General features: G+C 67.2%; 16 protein-coding genes and 1 pseudogene. 9 read left to right on the forward strand and 8 right to left on the reverse strand.

Going from position 1 to position 17,238, the window contains the following annotated elements:
- Positions 1-3: 3 nt before the first annotated feature.
- Positions 4-583, forward strand: a pseudogene (locus MBA17_RS31290) (IS30 family transposase); the annotation flags it as partial.
- A gap of 238 nt (positions 584-821) precedes the next feature.
- Positions 822-2,093, forward strand: a complete 1,272-nt coding sequence (locus tag MBA17_RS31295) for a hypothetical protein (RefSeq protein ID WP_238500337.1) — start codon at positions 822-824, stop codon at positions 2,091-2,093.
- Positions 2,094-2,237: 144 nt separating this feature from the next.
- Here the strand turns inward: MBA17_RS31295 and MBA17_RS31300 are convergent, their stop codons facing one another.
- Both MBA17_RS31300 and MBA17_RS31305 read right to left on the reverse strand, forming a co-directional pair.
- The gene (locus tag MBA17_RS31300; RefSeq protein ID WP_238500338.1) at positions 2,238-3,638 is read right to left on the reverse strand and encodes a hypothetical protein; all 1,401 of its coding nucleotides are present in this window, start codon (positions 3,636-3,638) and stop codon (positions 2,238-2,240) included.
- A gap of 419 nt (positions 3,639-4,057) precedes the next feature.
- Positions 4,058-4,225: a hypothetical protein gene (locus tag MBA17_RS31305; RefSeq protein WP_238500339.1), complete on the reverse strand. Its 168-nt coding sequence runs from the start codon at positions 4,223-4,225 to the stop codon at positions 4,058-4,060.
- Positions 4,226-4,737: 512 nt separating this feature from the next.
- Here MBA17_RS31305 and MBA17_RS31310 point away from each other — a divergent pair.
- Positions 4,738-5,115: a hypothetical protein gene (locus MBA17_RS31310; protein ID WP_238500340.1), complete on the forward strand. Its 378-nt coding sequence runs from the start codon at positions 4,738-4,740 to the stop codon at positions 5,113-5,115.
- Between the two features lie 303 nt (positions 5,116-5,418).
- Here MBA17_RS31310 and MBA17_RS31315 read toward each other — a convergent pair whose 3' ends face one another.
- Positions 5,419-6,147, reverse strand: coding sequence for a LysR family substrate-binding domain-containing protein (locus MBA17_RS31315; RefSeq protein ID WP_238500341.1), 729 nt, complete (start codon positions 6,145-6,147; stop codon positions 5,419-5,421).
- A 55-nt stretch (positions 6,148-6,202) separates the two neighbouring features.
- Here MBA17_RS31315 and MBA17_RS31320 point away from each other — a divergent pair, with 55 nt between their 5' ends.
- Complete coding sequence (locus MBA17_RS31320) at positions 6,203-6,574, forward strand: DUF5997 family protein (RefSeq protein ID WP_238500342.1); 372 nt, start codon at positions 6,203-6,205, stop codon at positions 6,572-6,574.
- A 288-nt stretch (positions 6,575-6,862) separates the two neighbouring features.
- On the opposite strand, the gene MBA17_RS31325 is transcribed toward MBA17_RS31320, so the two are convergent.
- Entirely contained in the window at positions 6,863-7,699 is an 837-nt protein-coding gene (locus MBA17_RS31325; RefSeq protein ID WP_238500343.1) for a helix-turn-helix transcriptional regulator, read from the reverse strand.
- Positions 7,700-7,800: 101 nt separating this feature from the next.
- Here MBA17_RS31325 and MBA17_RS31330 point away from each other — a divergent pair, with 101 nt between their 5' ends.
- The 5 genes from MBA17_RS31330 (at position 7,801) to MBA17_RS31350 (ending at position 11,473) form a co-directional block, all read left to right on the forward strand.
- Positions 7,801-8,523 carry an SDR family oxidoreductase gene (locus tag MBA17_RS31330; protein ID WP_238500344.1) on the forward strand — a complete coding sequence of 241 codons (723 nt, stop codon included), beginning with the start codon at positions 7,801-7,803 and terminating at the stop codon, positions 8,521-8,523.
- Positions 8,524-8,531: 8 nt separating this feature from the next.
- Positions 8,532-8,900, forward strand: coding sequence for a hypothetical protein (locus MBA17_RS31335; protein ID WP_238500345.1), 369 nt, complete (start codon positions 8,532-8,534; stop codon positions 8,898-8,900).
- An 89-nt stretch (positions 8,901-8,989) separates the two neighbouring features.
- Positions 8,990-9,592, forward strand: coding sequence for a hypothetical protein (locus tag MBA17_RS31340; RefSeq protein WP_238500346.1), 603 nt, complete (start codon positions 8,990-8,992; stop codon positions 9,590-9,592).
- A gap of 253 nt (positions 9,593-9,845) precedes the next feature.
- A complete protein-coding gene (locus MBA17_RS31345) occupies positions 9,846-10,184 on the forward strand; it encodes a YciI family protein (RefSeq protein WP_238500415.1) in 339 nt (112 codons plus the stop codon).
- Between the two features lie 5 nt (positions 10,185-10,189).
- Positions 10,190-11,473 carry an RNA polymerase sigma factor gene (locus MBA17_RS31350; protein WP_238500347.1) on the forward strand — a complete coding sequence of 428 codons (1,284 nt, stop codon included), beginning with the start codon at positions 10,190-10,192 and terminating at the stop codon, positions 11,471-11,473.
- Between the two features lie 312 nt (positions 11,474-11,785).
- Here MBA17_RS31350 and katG read toward each other — a convergent pair whose 3' ends face one another.
- The 4 genes from katG to MBA17_RS31370 form a co-directional block, all read right to left on the reverse strand.
- Positions 11,786-14,011, reverse strand: a complete 2,226-nt coding sequence (gene katG, locus MBA17_RS31355) for a catalase/peroxidase HPI (protein ID WP_238500348.1) — start codon at positions 14,009-14,011, stop codon at positions 11,786-11,788.
- 33 nt (positions 14,012-14,044) lie between these two features.
- Entirely contained in the window at positions 14,045-14,479 is a 435-nt protein-coding gene (locus tag MBA17_RS31360) for a Fur family transcriptional regulator (RefSeq protein ID WP_238500349.1), read from the reverse strand.
- 263 nt (positions 14,480-14,742) lie between these two features.
- A complete protein-coding gene (locus MBA17_RS31365) occupies positions 14,743-16,014 on the reverse strand; it encodes a hypothetical protein (protein WP_238500350.1) in 1,272 nt (423 codons plus the stop codon).
- The gene (locus tag MBA17_RS31370; RefSeq protein ID WP_238500351.1) at positions 16,011-17,105 is read right to left on the reverse strand and encodes a ThiF family adenylyltransferase; all 1,095 of its coding nucleotides are present in this window, start codon (positions 17,103-17,105) and stop codon (positions 16,011-16,013) included. The genes MBA17_RS31365 and MBA17_RS31370 overlap by 4 nt, the downstream gene beginning before the upstream one ends.
- Between the last annotated feature and the right edge of the window lie 133 nt (positions 17,106-17,238).

Genomic DNA, 17,238 nt, shown 5'->3' on the forward strand with positions numbered 1-17,238 from the left:
TCCCGCTACCTGCGGGAGGACGAGCGCATTCACATCGCTGACCGGGTGCGGGAGAAGGCGTCGATCCGGGAGGTCGCGCGCGAGCTGGGCCGTGCGCCCTCGACCATCAGCCGGGAGATCTGCCGCAACGGGCATCCCACCAACGGCCGGTACCGGCCGCACGCGGCTCAGGCTCGCGCCGACGCGCGCCGGCCCCGCCCCAAGCCCAGCAAGATCGGACAAAACCCGGAGTTACGGGCCTACATCAAGAGCACCCGGAGCAGATCGTCCAGAGCCTGCGCCGGACCTTTCCCGAGCGGGCGGAGATGCACGTGTGCCACGAGACCATCTACCAAGCCCGCTACGTCCAAGGCCGCGGCGAGCTGCGCCGCGAGCTGACCAAGGCGCTGCGCACCGGCCGCGCCATGCGCAAGCCGCGCCGCCTGGCCCAGCAGCGCCAGCCCCGCTACAGCACGCCCATGGTGATGATCAGCGAGCGGCCGGCCGAGGCCGACGACCGCGCCGTCCCGGCCACTGGGAAGGTGACCTCATCATCGGCAAGAACCAGAACTCGGCCATCGTCACGCTGGTCGAGCGCACCTCCGTAGCGCTGGATCGGGCGACATCACAGGGGTGTCAAGACGCAGAAAGTATTACTGAATCGCCCCTTATCGCCTCCTTGTGAGCTGTTGTCACGCTCCAATGCCGGCGATTGGATCTAGGGGGTGATCTTCTGCGCGGTGCGTCACCAACGGGGATTTCGGCCGAACCGTCACGCATCACGGTTGCTCACATCCCCTTTGGACGTCTGGATGAGACTCGCCCCAAGGAGGCCATGTCCCATGTCCGATGCCCCTCTGCTGCACTACAGCACCAGCACCGCGCCCCTCCAGGCAGGCACCCCCGACAAGCCTGCCGCCAACACCATCGACATCACCGTCTCCAGCCCGGCCGGCCAGAAGATCTACTGCAGCAAGATCGACGTCGCCGTCCCGATCAGCGCACCCGACGACGCAGGCGCGTACTTCACCGAGCCCCCGCAATCCTCGATCACCGGCAAATGGAGCCCCGCCTCCGCCCAAATGAAGACCGGGCAGGAACTCGGACTCGAACCGGCCACGAACTACTACCACGTCATCTTCCAGGCCCCGCCCATACCGGGATTCGACCTCATCGACACACCGCTGAAAATCAGCATCACCGGCAACGTCGCCGCCACCCCCGGCAGCTCGCTCGCCTGCCCGACCACCGAAACCTCCGGCACGACCAGCGGCAAATACACCCGCAAGACACCCCAGGAACTGACCTGGGACACCGCGGAGCCCGTCTTCTACCTGCACAACTTCCTGGCCGGCGCCCCGGACAGGCCGACCGTCCCCAGGACGAAGTTCAACGCGGGCGACGAGGTCTACCTGACCTGGGAGAGCAACGGCAGCGAATTCCAGCTCTACGACGGCGACGGCACGACCCTCTACGAAGGACCCGCCACCTCCTACACCATCCCGAGGGACAAGATCCTCAACGACACCACCTTCACCCTCAGGGCGTCCGTCACCACCGGCTTCGACACGAGCTACCGGTGCGCCACCATCACCGTCACCATCACCAACCCCACCCTCGATGACCTGAAGGTCGCGAACAAGCTCACGACTGTCGGCTCCAACGGTTTGATCGTCAACGGAGACCTGGCCGCGCAGTCCTCGCTCAACGTCTCCGGGAGCATGACCGCTCAAGGCGACCTCTACGCTCGGAGCAACCTGCAGGTTGACCATAATGCGACGGTCTTCGGAAAAGCCAATCTCACAGCGTTGTTCGAGGAAGCGATCAAGCTTGAACCCGTATTCAATAGAGGTTCAACAGACTATGTCCATGTAGATCACGACGGCATCTTGGTTATCGAGAATACCTATACAGGCGAGTATTACGGGAGCAATGCGCCCTACATCTTCGTGCTAGAAGAGGATCAGAATACCGGGGCGATCATAGCCGTAAATATAAAGGGGAGTCCGTCTTGTTATACAATTCCCGTACGGAAAGGAGAGAAGTGGTATCTCGCTAACCTTAACCCTGACGCATCCGATGGCTTCAGATTTTACTGGGTCAGCTTTTGCTGAAACAGTAGCCGGTTCGATGCGGATGCGAATCGCGCACTATCCGAGGTACGGCGTTGCCGTACCTCGGATAAGCCATTCTCGATCTCCAGGGAAGATCTCCGGGCGGCTGAACCCAGGAAGGGGCTCCCGCCGAGGATGTCGTGACTATCCGGCGTACAGCTTGGTGATGCGCGCGCCGAGATCGGCGCCATAGTTCTGGTGGTAGACCTGGGCTGAGCAGTAGACCGGACCGCCCTGCCGAGCCAGGCCGGATGTCCACGTGGCGGCGTTCTCCACACCGGGGTCGCTCAGCTGCAGGCCGGTGGCCACGATGTCGTCCACGCGCACGTCGACGAAGTTGTTGCCCACGCCCTTGCGCTCGTACAGCCGCCACTGCAGCGTCGCACTCGTCGACCCGGCCAGCTTGGCCGTCAGGTCAATCGTGGCCTGCCCCCACGCGTAATTGTCGGCAGCGACGTCCCGCTCCCACACCACCTTGCCGTTGAGCAGGAGCTGTTTCATGTGGTAGCCGGCAGGGCTTGTGGATCCGCGGTTGTCGCGGTGCCAGAAACTCACCGTGCGCTTGGTCGCGCCGGGCGTGATCTGGACCGGCCGCGAGGCGCTGCACCACATCCCGGCCTTGGTGGCGGTGTCGGCCTGGACGACGAAGCTGAGCTGCCCATTGCCGGTGCGGGCAAGGTTGTCGGTCGCCGGGCGCGTCCATCCGGAGTCACGGGACAGGAAGGGGAGCTTGTACTGCACGACCCCGGCGAGTTCCCCTGTGCGGACGTGCTCCAGTGCCTTCTTGGTGACCGCCTCGACGTAGGCGACCGTCGGTTTCTGGGCGGCGTGGCTCAGCGGGTGAGCGTACGGCATCAGATAGACGTCGGTGTCGGGAAGGCGCGTGGTGAGTTGCTTGACCTGGTAGGACAGGCTCCACGTCCACGACGTGTCCCGGTGCGGCTCGTCCCGGAAGGGAAAGATCACCCCATCCAGCAGCGGGATCTGCTCGGCGATGAACGCATCGGTGAACTGGCTGTAGTAGACCGTGGGGACGAACTTCAACGAGGGGTTGATCGCCCTGGCGGCCGCGCGCATCTCCTTGACGTACGCCGGAGTGAACGTCTTGAGGTCGTAGCCGTAGTCGTCCACTGTCCAGGCGACCAGGTTCGGGTGGCTCTTGGAGAGAGTGGCGAGCTCGCGGGCCCATGCGACGTAGTCGTGCTTGTACGGCCGGGAGACGCAACAGACCGCCTGGCTCGGCGAATACACCAGAACCCAGACGTTGATCCCAGCGTCCGCGGCGGCCGGCAGGAACTCGTTACGCAGGTCCTCCCAGTGCACGTTGTCGCCGGCCATCGGGTAGACGTACGTGTTCGCGTTGAGGGCCTGCAACCCCGAGATCAGCCCCTTGGTGTCGACGTGCTTGATTCCGTCGGCCCGTGGCTCCACCTCCCGCATGAGGTTTCCCGCAGTCCCCACCACACCTGGGGCAGCGGCGTGGGAGACGCCGGGGAGCATTGACAGCATCAGGGCGACGATTACTACGAGCACTGGACGGGACACGAGGTTCCTTCAGCATGATCCGAGGCGAGGATTCGTCAGCGTAGGGAACGTCGGTATTTCGCCGGTATAGCGTGCGGCGCTGTCAGATTCCTCAGCGACCAACCTGTGCGAGAGCGATCCCCACGACCGCTGGAACGGAAGCGATATGGACGGGGCGCTTTTTGCAGGCGGCGATGATGTCCATGACTTCCCCCGAAGATTTCATGGCCCGGCAGACTCCCTGAGCAGTGATCACGTGACTGGCCGACACCGTCACGAGCACTGCTCAGGGGCATGCCTCTTCCCACGACACGCCGATGAGCACGCGCGGGCGTGGGGACTTGAATCTGGCCACCAGCGGTGACCTCACCCAGGCCCACCTGCGGCTACTTTTGCCAGGCCACGGACACGGCGGCCGCGGGTTCGCCACCGCCTGATCTCTAGCAGGTGCCGACCCGAATCCAAGGCCCGCAGTTGTCGCCGGAGGATGAGCAGCACAGCCTCCTGGAATAGCTGATGCCGAAGCACTTGTATTGATACCCGCAGATCGCCGACGCCTGCTCTTCCGGAACCACCAGCGCCAGCAGCTTGTCGATGAGCACGCTCACGTCTTGCCTCCTCGTATGCCGATGTGACGGTTGCGATGATTGTCGACCCGGCCATTAGCGCGTGGTTAGCGCGGTGCTGACACGCCTTCCCCGACCTTCAGGCGAAGTTCCGAGATGGGTGCGGCTCTTCCTCAGGGAGCCGGTAGTCAGGCTAAGAGACTGGTAGTGGGTGTTGGACGCGCTCGTGCTCACGCGCGACGTGGAAGCGGACGTAATACCTCTGTCTCTTGAGCTAGGCAGAGCCGTACCCGGTGATCTCGCGACCGTCGACGCCTTCGAGACCGCCGCGGAAGAGGTGCGCAAGGTGTGCCGAACGGCATGGCCGCCGCGCTTGCGGGGCGCTAGGGCGCCGCTAGTCGGCGGCTAGATCTTCGACGAACCGGCGGCCGGCGATCGACGTTTGCGCGACCAGCCGACGAACTGTGCTCAAGACGTCTTTCGTCGGACGCGGCCTTGACGCAGGCTCCGTCTCGGGCGGAATCAGGATCTGTCCGGACGGAAGGAAAATTATGATGAGGAATCTGCTCAAGGTCGCTGTGGTCGGTGCTGCCTTGGTCGCATCAAGTGTTGCGATGACGCAGCCGGCGATGGCGAGTGACCTCTCGTGGAACGTTAGCGATGGCGCCATCTCCTACAGCGACAGCAAGAACAAGTTCTGCGCGCGGGCGTACGACTCCGAGGGCGCCCGCCAGGTTAAAGTGACGGTTACCGCCGTCGGTAAGCCGACGATCGCGTTCATTGACAAGAACAACTACTACGGCCACTCGGGCGGCAGGTGCGTATACCTGACGAACTACAGGGAGGACACCAGACTCACTGTGACCGCCGCGACGTACTGGGGCGAGCGCGGCACCTGGGTAAATCGCAGGACCAAATCGTTCAGCCGCTGACCAACCTCCCGGCTCCCCCGCACGCCGTGCAGGCGCGCGGGGGAGCCGGCCCGCGTCTCATCCACGCAAGACATGAATTGCCAGGGCATCGGCGTCGATGGGGCGGGACGTAGTCGCGTCTCAGGAAGCGGGTGGGTCTCCGGCCTGAAAAGCGGAAGGTCGGCGGTTCGACCCCGCCCCTGACCACAACGGCTGAGCAGCATCAACGCCCCGAGCCGATCATGGCCGGGGCGTTTTGGTGGTGTCTGACGACAATGAGTTCGGCCGTGGCGGGGCCGAACCGGAGGTTCGGGGCTGCGCAGGTCACCGAGGCCGGTGGCCCTTCCTTTTACGGCCGGCCGGCGTGGCCCGGCGACTGGAGCCATTCTGTGCGGGCTTCTGTGCCTGCCGCTGTGCCGGTTTCTTCGCAGGGGAGGCGGGGGTACGGCCCCGCGAGCTGTTCACTGTTCGGCCGCGGACGATGCCGATGAAATCTTCCACCAGGTCAGTGGTCGCGTCCGTGGGCCAGGTCAGTGCGACCTGAGACTGCGGCGCGTCCGGCACCGGCCGGTAAGTGAGATCCTTGCGGTGGTGGAGGCGTGCCAGCGACTGCGGAACCAGGAGAAGCCCGGCGCCGGCCGCTACCAGCTCGATCGCGTCCGCCGTTGTGGCCGGGCGGGTGAACGCGGACAGCCCGGGCCGGACCGCCCACTCGATGGTGTCGTCCAGAGGATGGAACACCTCGTCGTCGATAAGGTCGGCGATCGCCACCTCGTCGGCGGCGGCCACCGCATGGTCCTTGGGCACCACGACCACCGTGGTCTCCATGTAGAGAGGAATCACGCTGAGCCCGTCCCGGTCGACCGGCAGCCTGACGAATCCGGCGTCGGCGTCGCCATTCCGCAAAAGTTTCACCACCTCGGCGGCGGGAACCGCGACCAGGGTAACCGGCACGCCGGGCATCCTCTCGGTCCAAACGTTCACCCATTTCGCGGGTGTCACCCCGGGCACGTACGCCAGCCGAAACACCCTGCCGGTCTCACTATCAGTCACCTTCTCAGGGTAGCGATGTCAGGGGAACCCGTTCCGACTGACTACTCTTGGCGCCATGACCGCGCCCAAATCGAAGACCATCCAGACGATGAAGCCCGCGACCGCGGCCAAGAAGCTGGGTGTCCTCCTCTCGGCTACTCCCGCCGAGTTCCAGGAGGGTGTCGTCTCCAGGGACGAGCTGAACGAGTTGCAGTCGACGCCACCCGCCTGGCTCGCTGACCTGCGACGCAACGGCCCACACCCCAAGCAGGTCATCGCCGCGAAGCTCAAGGTCTCCACTTCCGGCCTGATCAGGGGTGGGATCACCGGACCGCTCACCACCGCTGAGATCGAGGCGCTGAAAGCGGAGAACCCGGCGTGGCTGGAGCGCGAGCGGTCCATCCATGCCGAGGCCCGCAAAGAAGCACTCCGCCTCGACCAACGCTAGACAGCTGAGATCCTGCCGTAGCCGACCCCAGACGCATTGGTCCCTGAGTGCGGCAGCGGTCTGGCGTGGGGCGTACGGCTGACGACCAGGGTGACACATGTGGCGTGGCTGCGGCAGTGATTGGAGCAGCCCTCAGCCAGGCCGCGGCCGGCGGCGACGTCTGCCACCACGGTCACACGCCGAGCACCGTCGACATCCTGCTGTTCCGAGCTCGCAGCCGGTGGACGCCGTCTCCAGACCTGCGTGCAACCTGCGGCCTCTGTCTTTCGCGGACGTGTCGGCTGCGCCTCAGAAATTCTGCAGGCCGGTCACCCGTAGCAGGTCGAGCGCCGTGGCTTCGGGGGATCCCGGCTCGGCAGAGTACACGAGCACGGTCTGGCTGCTGTCCGGGAGCAGGAGGGCGTCGCAGTCGAGGGTGATCGTCCCCAGCGTGGGATGCCTGATGCTCTTGGCCGCGGTACGCCATGGGGAGGATCGCCCCTCCCGCCAGAGCTCGTCGAATCGTGGGCTGCCACGACGTAGTTCCGTGATCATCTGTGCCAGATCTGGGTCATTGGGGTAACGGGCGTGGGCGGCACGCAACGTGCCGACCGAGGCGCGGGCGGCGGCGTCGTCCTCGTCGGGGCCCGCGGCGGCCAGGCAGCGGCTGCTCCCGAGGAAACGTTGCCAGATGAGGTTGCGTTGTCGCTGCGGCCAGGCGGACATGTCGCCTTGAAGCGCCGCCGCAAGGGGATTCCAGGCCAGCACATCGCCCTTGGCCGACAGCACCAGCACGGGCAGATCAGCCATGCGGTCCAACAGTCGGAAGACGCTCGGTCGTACGACCGTCGCGATGTGTCCGGCCTGGGGCGGCTCGTGGCCGGCAAGCCGGAATAGCTGGTCACGGTCGTCGTCGTCGAGCCGCAGGGCCTGGGCGAGCGCGGCGATGACCTGGCGCGAAGGCCGTGGCCCGCGCCCCTGCTCAAGCCGTACCACGTAGTCGACGCTCAGGCTCGCGAGCATGGCCACTTCCTCCCGGCGCAGGCCGGGCACCTGGCGGCGTATCCCCGCGGGCAGGCCGACGTCCTGTGGCCGCACACGGGCTCGGGCGGTGCGGAGTACTTCGGCGAGTTCGGCACGGTTCACTCCTAGATGGTGCCTTATGCGGCGCGTTGTCGGGTGGTACCGCAGGTCCCATGCCTCACGGGTCCTGGCGTGCCCGGGCTCGCGCACCCACGATCGACTCCATGACAACCGTGAAGACGGTGGCGCTGGTCACCGGAGCGAACAAAGGACTGGGCCGGGAGACCGTACGCCGCCTGGCCGAACGAGAATGGCTGGTCCTCCTGGCCGCCCGGGACCGGGCACGCGGCATGCACGCCGCGGACACGCTGGCGGGTGAAGGGCTCGACGTCGAGTTCGTCGAGCTCGACGTGACCTCGGACGAATCGGCGGCGGCAGCGGTGAAGGCCGTCGCCGAGCGCGTGGATCACGTGGATGTGCTGGTCAACAACGCGGGAGTCGGTGGCCCGTTGCTGGATCCGGCCGACATGGACGCCGATGCGCTTCGGGAACTGTACGAGGTCAACGTGTTCGGCCAGGTGCGGGTTACGCACGCGTTCCTGCCGTTGCTTCGGAAGTCGGAGCAGCCCCGCATCGTCATGGTGTCCAGCGCTCTCGCCTCGCTGACGCACGCCGGCGACCCCGCCCGCCCCGAGTTCGGCTTCCTGGCCATGGACTACGCCTCATCGAAGGCGGCACTCAACATGATCGTGTCCCAGTACGCCAGAGCGCTGCCCGGGTTCAAGGTCAACGCCGCGGATCCAGGCAACCCCGCCACCGACATGAACCATCACACGGGTATCGACACCGTCGCGGAGGGGGCCGATGCGATCATCAAGTTGGCTACCTTGGACCCTGGCGGGCCGACCGGAGGCTTCTTCGACCGCAACGGCCCTGTTCCCTGGTAGGAGCGATGATGACGACCATTTTGACCATCGGACTGCATCCGAGCGCGATCGACTTCACCGGACTTCCCGGCCTTGACGAGGCGACGCTCACCGCACGGATCGAGCAGGGCGACGCGGCGCTGCGGGCGGCGGGCTTCGACGCGGTGTCGTGCCTGGTCGGTACCGACCCGGATGAGGCGGAGAAAACCCTCCGAGAACGGTTGCCGGAGGGGCCCTTCGGCGTGGTGATGATCGGAGGCGGTGTGCGCATGATGCCCGAACACACCCTCCTGTTCGAACGGCTGATCAACGTGTTGGTGATGACGACACCCGGGATCCGGTTCTGCTTCAACACCTCACCGGAAACGACGATCGACGCCATTCGCCGTTGGATCTAGCTCTCTCCCGGTTGGATGGGGGCATGACTGCTCATGAGGTGGCCCGCCGGCTGCCCGATGTTCCGGTGCTTCGTGATCTCTGCCGGTCCATGGCGGTGCTGGAGGCGGTCTTGAGCCCGGAGTGGGAGAGCCGGCACCACTCCTTCACCGCCGACTGGTCTCCGACGGAGGAGATGGCCTCCATGAGGAACGGCTCCGGAGACGAGTACTCCATCGTCTTCTCGGCGGCGGGCGCGTACGTCCGCGGCTTCGATCACGAAGCGGTGATGAGCCCGTATGGCAACGATGGGCCGTGGCCCGGTGTGCTGGACTCGGTCCCGGGGGTCTTCCGGCCCTGCGTGGAAGAGCCGGCCTTCTGCGACGAGGACGGGATGCCGGTGGTGACCGCCTGCTTGTGGCGCGAGATAGGGGACGACCGCTGGCGGGTGGGGGAGATCGACTACCCGGACGGCACGAACGATCCCGACGGGGCGGTGGGCTTGTTCAGTCTCCTCATGGAACCGTCGCCCGAGGCGTTTCAGAGGTTCGCTGAGGACTATTACGAAGTCTCCATAGATCTTGAGGCTGTGCGTCACGTCTACGCGCTGCGCCCATTGACGCAGGCGGTGGTCTCTGTGCTGAACGCCGAACTGACCTTGGAGGATCTCGCCGAAGACCTGGCGGCGACCCGATATCCGGCTGCCGACGGTTGAGCGCTGAGACCGGATCCCAGCCAAACGCCCCGAGCCGAACCCGGCCCGGGGTTTTGATTTCCAGTGAGCAACCCTGACAGCCCGTGTACTGCCCAGACCACCTTGGTGCAGCAGCTGACCAGGGTCGGCGAGTCTCGTCGCGGAAGAATGTCTCGGGGCGTGTCCATTTGGCTGTGTCCCGTTCGTAGTGATGTCGTGCGGCAGCCCTGCCGCACGGAGGACAGGACGCTGAGGGAGCCGAACCGTGAAGTACATGTTGCTGATCATCGCCGGTGCTGCTGACGAGAACGGCGGGGCAGCCGGGTGCGGTGTCGAGGACTGGATGGCCTACGACATGGAGGTGAAGGAAGCGGGGATCTGGGTCTCCGGGGAGTCGTTGGCCGACCTGGTCACCGCCACGACGGTGCGGGTCGGCCAGGACGGCAGGCGGACCGTGACCGACGGGCCGTTCGCCGAGACTCGGGAGGTTCTCGGCGGCTTCTACGTGATCGATGTGCCGGATCTTGACGTCGCCCTCGACTGGGCCGCTCGCTGTCCTGGCGCGCGGGACGGGTCTGTCGTGGTCCGGCCGGTCGCCGACTTCGGGGGCTGAGCGCGATGGGCGAGCAGGCCGCTGCCGCCGGGACACCGGCCGAGGTGCCGGTGGCGTCCGTGGAGGCGGTGTTCCGCGAAGAACGCGGTCGGTTGCTGGCGGCCCTCGTCCGCCGCTTCGGCGATCTCGACCTGGCCGAGGAGGTCACCTCCGACGCGATCGAGGCAGCCCTGGCGCACTGGCCGGCCGAGGGTGTTCCGCCCAAGCCCGGCGCATGGCTGATGACCACGGCGCGCCGCAAAGCCGTCGATCGGCTGCGACGCGACCAGGTCTACGCCGCGCGGCTGGCCGTCCTGCAGGTGGAGGCGGAGCGGGCGGGCCCTGTCTCTGCCGCCGAGTTGGGCGGGGACCTGCCGGACGAGCGGCTGCAGTTGTTCTTCACCTGCGCTCACCCGGCGCTCGCGGCCGAGGACCGTGCGGCGCTGACCCTGCGCTGCCTGGCCGGGCTGACCACGCCCGAGGTGGCACGAGCCTTCCTGGTCCCGCCGGAGACGATGGCCAAGCGGATCACGCGGGCAAAGAAGAAGATCCGCGAAGCCCGGATCCCGTTCCGTGTGCCCGGCGCGGACGAGTTGCCGGAGCGGTTGCCGGGGGTCCTCCAGGTGATCTATTCGATCTTCACCGAGGGTTACGCGGCCAGCTCAGGCCCGCATCTGCAGCGGCTCGACCTCGCCGAGGAGGCCATTCGGCTGGTCCGGATCCTGCGCCGGTTGCTGCCCGTCGAGCGGGAGGTCGCCGGGCTGCTCGGGCTGATGCTGCTGGTCCACGCCCGGCGCGACGCCCGCACCGGCCCGGACGGCGAGCTGGTGCTGATCGAGGAGCAGGACCGTGGTCGCTGGGACGGTCCGATGATCGAGGAAGGCTGCGGCCTGGTGTCCGTCGCACTGACCGGCGGCCCACCCGGCCCGTACGGAGTGCAGGCCGCGATCGCCGCCCTGCACGACGAGGCCGCGACCCTCGCCACCACCGACTGGCCACAGATCGTGGCGCTCTACGAAGTGCTCCTCGCAATCGCGCCGTCTCCGGTCATCGCGCTGAACCGGGCCGCGGCCGTGGCGATGCGCGACGGCCCGCAGGCGGGCCTGGCACTGCTCGACGAGCTGGCCGACGAACCACTGCTGCGCGGGTACCACCCCTACCCGGCCGCCCGGGCCGACCTGCTGCACCGGCTCGGCCGTCACACCGAGGCCGCCTCGGTCTACCGCGAGGCGCTCAACCTGGCCGGCACCGAACCGGAACGCGCGCTCCTGCGACGCAGGCTGGACATGATCGAGCAGCTCGGCTCGTAGCCATCCCGCACGGCACTCCATCACACCGAACGACTCGCCCGTCTCGCCCAAGGCTGGGACGGGGCCGTCACAGGATACGAGGCCTACTACGTCCCGCGCTTCGCCCCGTGGGTGATCACCGCCGAGCCCTTGCTCGAGGGCACGTTCCCGGAGCTGGACACGCTGATCGAGCACGTGCCCGACTGCGAGATCATCGGCATCGACCCGATATCGACCTGCCTGGGCAGTACATCTGGCCAGGGTGCTGGTCAAAGATCTTTGGGGACCGAGAACGTCCAGGTCGGCCGGTGTGGGCCGACCTGGACGTCATGGTCAGACGAGGTCGAACCGGTCGAGGTTCATCACCTTGTGCCACGCCGCGACGAAGTCGTTCACGAACTTCTCCTTCGCGTCGTCGCTCGCGTAGACCTCGGCGAGCGCGCGCAGCTCGGAGTTCGACCCGAAGACGAGGTCGGTACGGCTGCCGGTCCACTTGACGTCGCCCGTGACGGCGTCGCGACCCTCGAACGTGTTCGCGTCCTCGGACGTCGCCTTCCACGTCGTGCCCAGGTCGAGCAGGTTGACGAAGAAGTCGTTGGTCAGAGTGCCGGGGGTTGTGGTGAGGGCGCCGAGCGGCGACTGCTGGTGGTTCGCGCCCAGGACGCGGAGGCCACCGACGAGGGCCGTCAGCTCGGGGGCGCTGAGGGTCAGCAGGTTCGCCCGGTCGATCAGCAGGAACTCGGCCGGCAGGCGGTTGCCCTTCCCGAGGTAGTTGCGGAACCCGTCGGCGGTCGGCTCGAGGGCGGCGAACGACTCCACGTCGGTCTGGTCCTGCGACGCGTCCGCGCGGCCCGGCGTGAAGGGGACCTTCACCTCGAAACCGGCGGCCTTGGCGGCCTGCTCGACGGCCGCACCACCGGCGAGCACGATCAGGTCAGCGAGCGAGACCTGCTTCCCGCCGGCCGAGGCGGTGTTGAAGGCCTCCTGGATTCCCTCCAGGGTGCGGAGCACCGTCGCCAGCTGGTCGGGGTCGTTGACCTCCCACCCGCTCTGCGGCTGGAGGCGGATGCGCGCGCCGTTGGCGCCGCCGCGCTTGTCGCTGCCGCGGAAGGACGAGGCCGACGCCCACGCGGTGGACACGAGCTGGGACACCGACAGGCCCGAGGCGAGGATCCGGTCCTTGAGGGAGGCGATGTCCTCGGCGTCGATGATCGCGTGCGTCACCGCGGGGAGGGGGTCCTGCCACAGCAGCGTCTCGGCCGGGACCTCCGAGCCGAGGTAGCGCACGATCGGGCCCATGTCACGGTGGGTCAGCTTGAACCACGCCCGGGCGAAGGCGTCCGCGAAGGCGTCGGGGTTCTCCAGGAAGCGACGCGAGATCTGCTCGTAGACCGGGTCCACGCGGAGCGCGAGGTCGGTCGTCAGCATCGTCGGGGCGTGGCTCTTCGACGAGTCGTGGGCGTCGGGGACGGTACCCGTTCCGGCGCCGTTCTTCGGCTTCCACTGGTTCGCGCCGGCGGGGCTCTTGAACAGCTCCCACTCATAGCCGAAGAGGATCTCGAAGAAGCTGTTGTCCCAGGTGATCGGGGTGTCCGTCCAGATACCCTCGAGACCGCTGGTGATCGTGTCGCCGCCCTTGCCGGTGCCGTAGGCGTTCTTCCAGCCGAGGCCCTGCTCCTCGATCGAGGCGCCCTCGGGGTCGGCGCCCACGCTGTCCGCCGGGCCCGCGCCATGGGTCTTGCCGAAGGTGTGGCCGCCCGCGACCAGGGCGACCGTCTCCTCGTCGTTCATCGCCATCCGGCGGAACGTCTCACGGATGTCGCGGGCCGCGGCGAGCGGGTCCGGGTTGCCGTTCGGGCCCTCCGGGTTGACGTAGATCAGGCCCATCTGGACCGCGCCGAGGGGGTTCTCGAGCTCCCGGTCACCGGTGTAGCGCTCGTCGCCGAGCCAGGTGGACTCGGGGCCCCAGTAGACGTCCTCGTCGGGCTCCCAGACGTCCGCACGACCGCCGGCGAAGCCGAAGGTCTTGAAGCCCATCGACTCCAGGGCGACGTTGCCGGTGAGGATCATGAGGTCGGCCCACGAGAGCCGCTGGCCGTACTTCTTCTTGACCGGCCACAGGAGGCGGCGGGCCTTGTCGAGGTTTCCGTTGTCCGGCCAGCTGTTGAGGGGGGCGAAGCGCTGCTGCCCGGCTCCGGCGCCGCCGCGGCCGTCGCTGATCCGGTAGGTGCCCGCGCTGTGCCAGGCCATCCGGATCATGAACGGGCCGTAGTGGCCGAAGTCGGCCGGCCACCAGTCCTGCGAGGTCGTCAACACCTCCGCGATGTCCCGTTTCACGGCCGGGAGGTCGAGGGTCTTGAACGCCTCGGCGTAGTCGAACTCCTCGCCGAGGGGGTTGGCCACGGCGGGGTTCTTGGCGAGGATCCTCAGGTTGAGCCGCTCCGGCCACCACTGGCGGTTTCCGCCGCCCTGAGTCGGGTGCGGGGCGCGCGCGACCGGGCAGCCACCTCCATCCTCCGTCTTCGCGTCTACGACGATTGCATCATGGTTCTCAGACATGGGAATCCTTCCGGACTAGGCGGATTTCGGTGCTCAGGAACTGCGGGCGGTGCAGTCGGGGCACAGGCCCCAGAAGATGACCTCGGCCTCGTCGATCGCGAAGCCGTGGTCGTCGGAGGAGGACAGGCAGGGCGCCTCGCCGACCGCGCAGTCGACGTCGGCGACGGCACCGCACGACCGGCACACGATGTGGTGGTGGTTGTCCCCGACTCGCCCCTCGAACCGGGCCGGGCTGCCGGCCGGTTCGATGCGGCGTAGGAGTCCCGCTGCGGTGAGCGCGTGGAGGGCCTCGTACACGGCTTGAAGGGAGACATGGCCGACACGATCGCGGACCCCGGAGGCGATCGCCTCGACACCGAGGTGGTCACCGTTCCGGACGGTTTCGAGCAGCGCGACGCGGGCGGCCGTCACCCGCAGGCCTACACCGCGCAGCTCCTCGGCGGTTGTCGGGGTCCTGGATGCGGTCATGACGCCGAACCTACCTATATAAACACAAATAGTACAAGTTATTGAATGACCCAAGTCTAGTGCGGTGGCAGGCGACGGTCGGCCCGCTGCGGCGTGTCGTGCGATCCGGGCGGGCCTTGGGGGCCTTGGGAGGGGCATGGTCGGGCTGTCTCGTTGCCAGAACGCGTACGCGTGATCGGCGAGGCGCTCGTCACCGAACGCGTGATCGGCGAGGCGCTGGTCACCGAACGCGTGATCGACACCGGCGCGCCACCCGACGACGACTACCCGGCGGACGCGTCACGATCGGCTGGGCGGCGGCGTTTGAACCAGTGGGGATGGCTCCGGAGGAAGGTCACCACGAAGAGGGCCTGGATGGCGCCTTCGATGAGGATCAGCAGCCCGGAGTCCAGCGCCAGCAGCACCGAGCCGCCGTTGAGTCCGTCGATGAGGGAGCCGATCGCGCGGAACAGCGCGACGATCGCGATCGGGGCGGCGAACAGCGCGAAGGCGGTGAGCGAGACCGTGGCGCCGACGACCAGGAAGACGGAGTAGACCCGGGTGGCCCGCCGCTCGTGGGGGGCGAGGTCGATGGTCGGGTCCTCGATCGGGCAGGGGCGGCGGCGCAGGAGTGCGACGATTCTCGCGCGCAGGTAGCGGGCGAAGGCCAGCCCGTCGTCGAACAGGTTGCGGGCCCGCAGCAGGTCGCGAAGGACGTAGTACAGGTCCGTGCGCATGTAGACCTGGAGTTGGAAGGGGATGGTCATGAGCACCGCCACGACCAGCGCCTGGAACAGGGCCTGCACCAGGGACGGCAGGGCCACGTTGGCGACCAGCAGGATGAGCGACGCCATGATGAACAGGTCCCAGGCCATCCCCGCCAGGTAGACGCGGTACCGGGACCGTCTGGGCACCCCCCACACCGCGGTGACGTCGGTCTGCACGACGAGGTTGTGCAGCCGGGTGCCGAAGCCGATACGCCCGGGCACGCCGAGCGACCGGGCGGCCATCAGGTGCATCATCTCGTGCGTGCTGAGCGTCAACGACACCATCACGGTGTTCACCAGCACCGTGAGCCCGACGTACTCGCCCCAGAAGAAGTCCTCGTAGTGCGGCAGCAGGTCGGGCCTGATCACCAGCGTGACCAGCGCCGCCCCCACGACCAGGAGCCAGCCGAGCTTCATCGGCCGACTGAAGATCCAGCTCACGTGCCGGTCGGTCAGCCACCGGAAGTGGCTGGGCGGCGCGTCCGCGCCGGGGTCCGGCAGCCGGTGCTCGTCCACCGAGTCGACGAAGCCCAGTTCGGTCAGCGCCTCCACGAGTTCGGCGACGTCGATCTCCACGTCCTGCTCGGCCGCCAGTCGCTGCTCCACGGCGCTGACCGGCAGTCCCTCGCCCAGCAGCCGGATCGCCTCGCCGTACACGGCGGGAAGTTCGATGAACTCCCCGATCTCCGCTCTGCCGGCCACCACGACGTCCGGATCGTCGTCGTCCGGGCGGACGATCAGCCGGTGGAAGCCGACCCGGCTCTCGGCGGTGAGCGGCGCGGCGGTCACGACGGTACGGCTCCGCACGCCGGGCAGTCGTCGTAGTGCGGGATGTCGATGTGGTAGGAGTGGTCCCACATGCCGTAGTTCCAGTGGAAGACGCGGCCACGGGCCTGCACGGGCAGGCCGCCGAGGTGGTACATCACCTCCAGGGCGCACAGGTGCCCGCTGATGTTGGCGCTGGCCGCGATCACGGCGTTGGGGCGTTCCTCGGTGAGCGAGCGGCCGTGGGCCTTGAACTCGCGCTGGTCCTCCTGGCGCCGCAGGCACATCCAGCACCCGGTCTGGTACGGAATCAGGGATCCGACCACGGCCATCGGCCCGGTGTAGAAGCTGACGAACCACGGTGTGCGCGTGCGCAGCGCCGCGTCGTTGGTCCAGAACATGATGTCCGGGTGAGGTTCGTCCGCGCACAGGATGAACACGTCGCACTCGTCCATCAGCCGGGCGATGTCGTCGGATCCGCCGGCCTTCAGGGTGCTTCCGGTGACTTCGACCAGGCTGTTCATCTGGCGCAGGCGTGCGACGGCAGTGTCGATCTTGGGGCGGCCGATGTCCGCCTCGGTGTAGAGAAGCTGGCGGGTGAGGTTGGCTTCCTCGACGGTGTCGAAGTCGGCCAGGTGGAGGGCGCCGATGCCGCTGGAGACCAGTCCCGCCGCCACCGCCGAGCCCGTGCCGCCGATGCCGAGCAGGCAGACCCTGGCATCCTTGATCTTGGACTGGATCTCGTACGGCGAGCTGCGCGGAACCGGGTCGATCCAGGCGAAGTAGTTCCTGGCCGGCTCGTAGCGCCTGGCCTCGCGCTCGGTGAGATTGCCCGGCAGCGGCGCGCCGGCCTCCTCGACGAACCCGGCGTCGATCAGCCCCGAGATGACTCCACGGACGTCCTGCTCATCGACGTCGGGATGGGTCTCGGCGAAGGCGGCGCAGACCTCGTCGACGGTACGGGTGCCATCCATCAGGACGATCAGCCGGGCGATCGAGCCGTCCTCGTCATCCTGGATCTCGGATGATATGCCCTGCTGCATGAGGCCGATCATGATGCGATCGCCGGGCAGCGTCATGGGCTGGTGAACGCGCTTGATGCGGGGGACGCGCACGAGAACCTTCCAGGTCACAAGACATGAGGAGGCCGGTCAGGTTCGCCCCGACCGGCCGGCGGATCGTTAGAGATCAGCCACCCTCACGCAGTCCGGTGGTCTCGACCTTCTCGAGCCGCTTGATCTCGAGCTT

Origin of the sequence: Dolomitihabitans soli, from assembly GCF_022213955.1 — a bacterium.
Taxonomy (GTDB): Bacteria; Actinomycetota; Actinomycetes; order Streptosporangiales; family Streptosporangiaceae; genus Streptosporangium_A; species Streptosporangium_A soli.

What these genes read in the sequence shown, in the direction of transcription:
- MBA17_RS31360 (WP_238500349.1), bottom strand. Translation starts at nt 14,479, where the DNA reads ATGACCGCATCCAGGACCCCGACAACCGCCGAGGAGCTGCGCGGTGTA.
- katG (WP_238500348.1), bottom strand. Translation starts at nt 14,011, where the DNA reads ATGTCTGAGAACCATGATGCAATCGTCGTAGACGCGAAGACGGAGGAT.
- MBA17_RS31320 (WP_238500342.1), top strand. Translation starts at nt 6,203, where the DNA reads ATGACCGCGCCCAAATCGAAGACCATCCAGACGATGAAGCCCGCGACC.
- MBA17_RS31310 (WP_238500340.1), top strand. Translation starts at nt 4,738, where the DNA reads ATGAGGAATCTGCTCAAGGTCGCTGTGGTCGGTGCTGCCTTGGTCGCA.
- MBA17_RS31350 (WP_238500347.1), top strand. Translation starts at nt 10,190, where the DNA reads ATGGGCGAGCAGGCCGCTGCCGCCGGGACACCGGCCGAGGTGCCGGTG.
- MBA17_RS31295 (WP_238500337.1), top strand. Translation starts at nt 822, where the DNA reads ATGTCCGATGCCCCTCTGCTGCACTACAGCACCAGCACCGCGCCCCTC.
- MBA17_RS31335 (WP_238500345.1), top strand. Translation starts at nt 8,532, where the DNA reads ATGACGACCATTTTGACCATCGGACTGCATCCGAGCGCGATCGACTTC.
- MBA17_RS31345 (WP_238500415.1), top strand. Translation starts at nt 9,846, where the DNA reads ATGTTGCTGATCATCGCCGGTGCTGCTGACGAGAACGGCGGGGCAGCC.
- MBA17_RS31340 (WP_238500346.1), top strand. Translation starts at nt 8,990, where the DNA reads ATGGCGGTGCTGGAGGCGGTCTTGAGCCCGGAGTGGGAGAGCCGGCAC.
- MBA17_RS31330 (WP_238500344.1), top strand. Translation starts at nt 7,801, where the DNA reads ATGACAACCGTGAAGACGGTGGCGCTGGTCACCGGAGCGAACAAAGGA.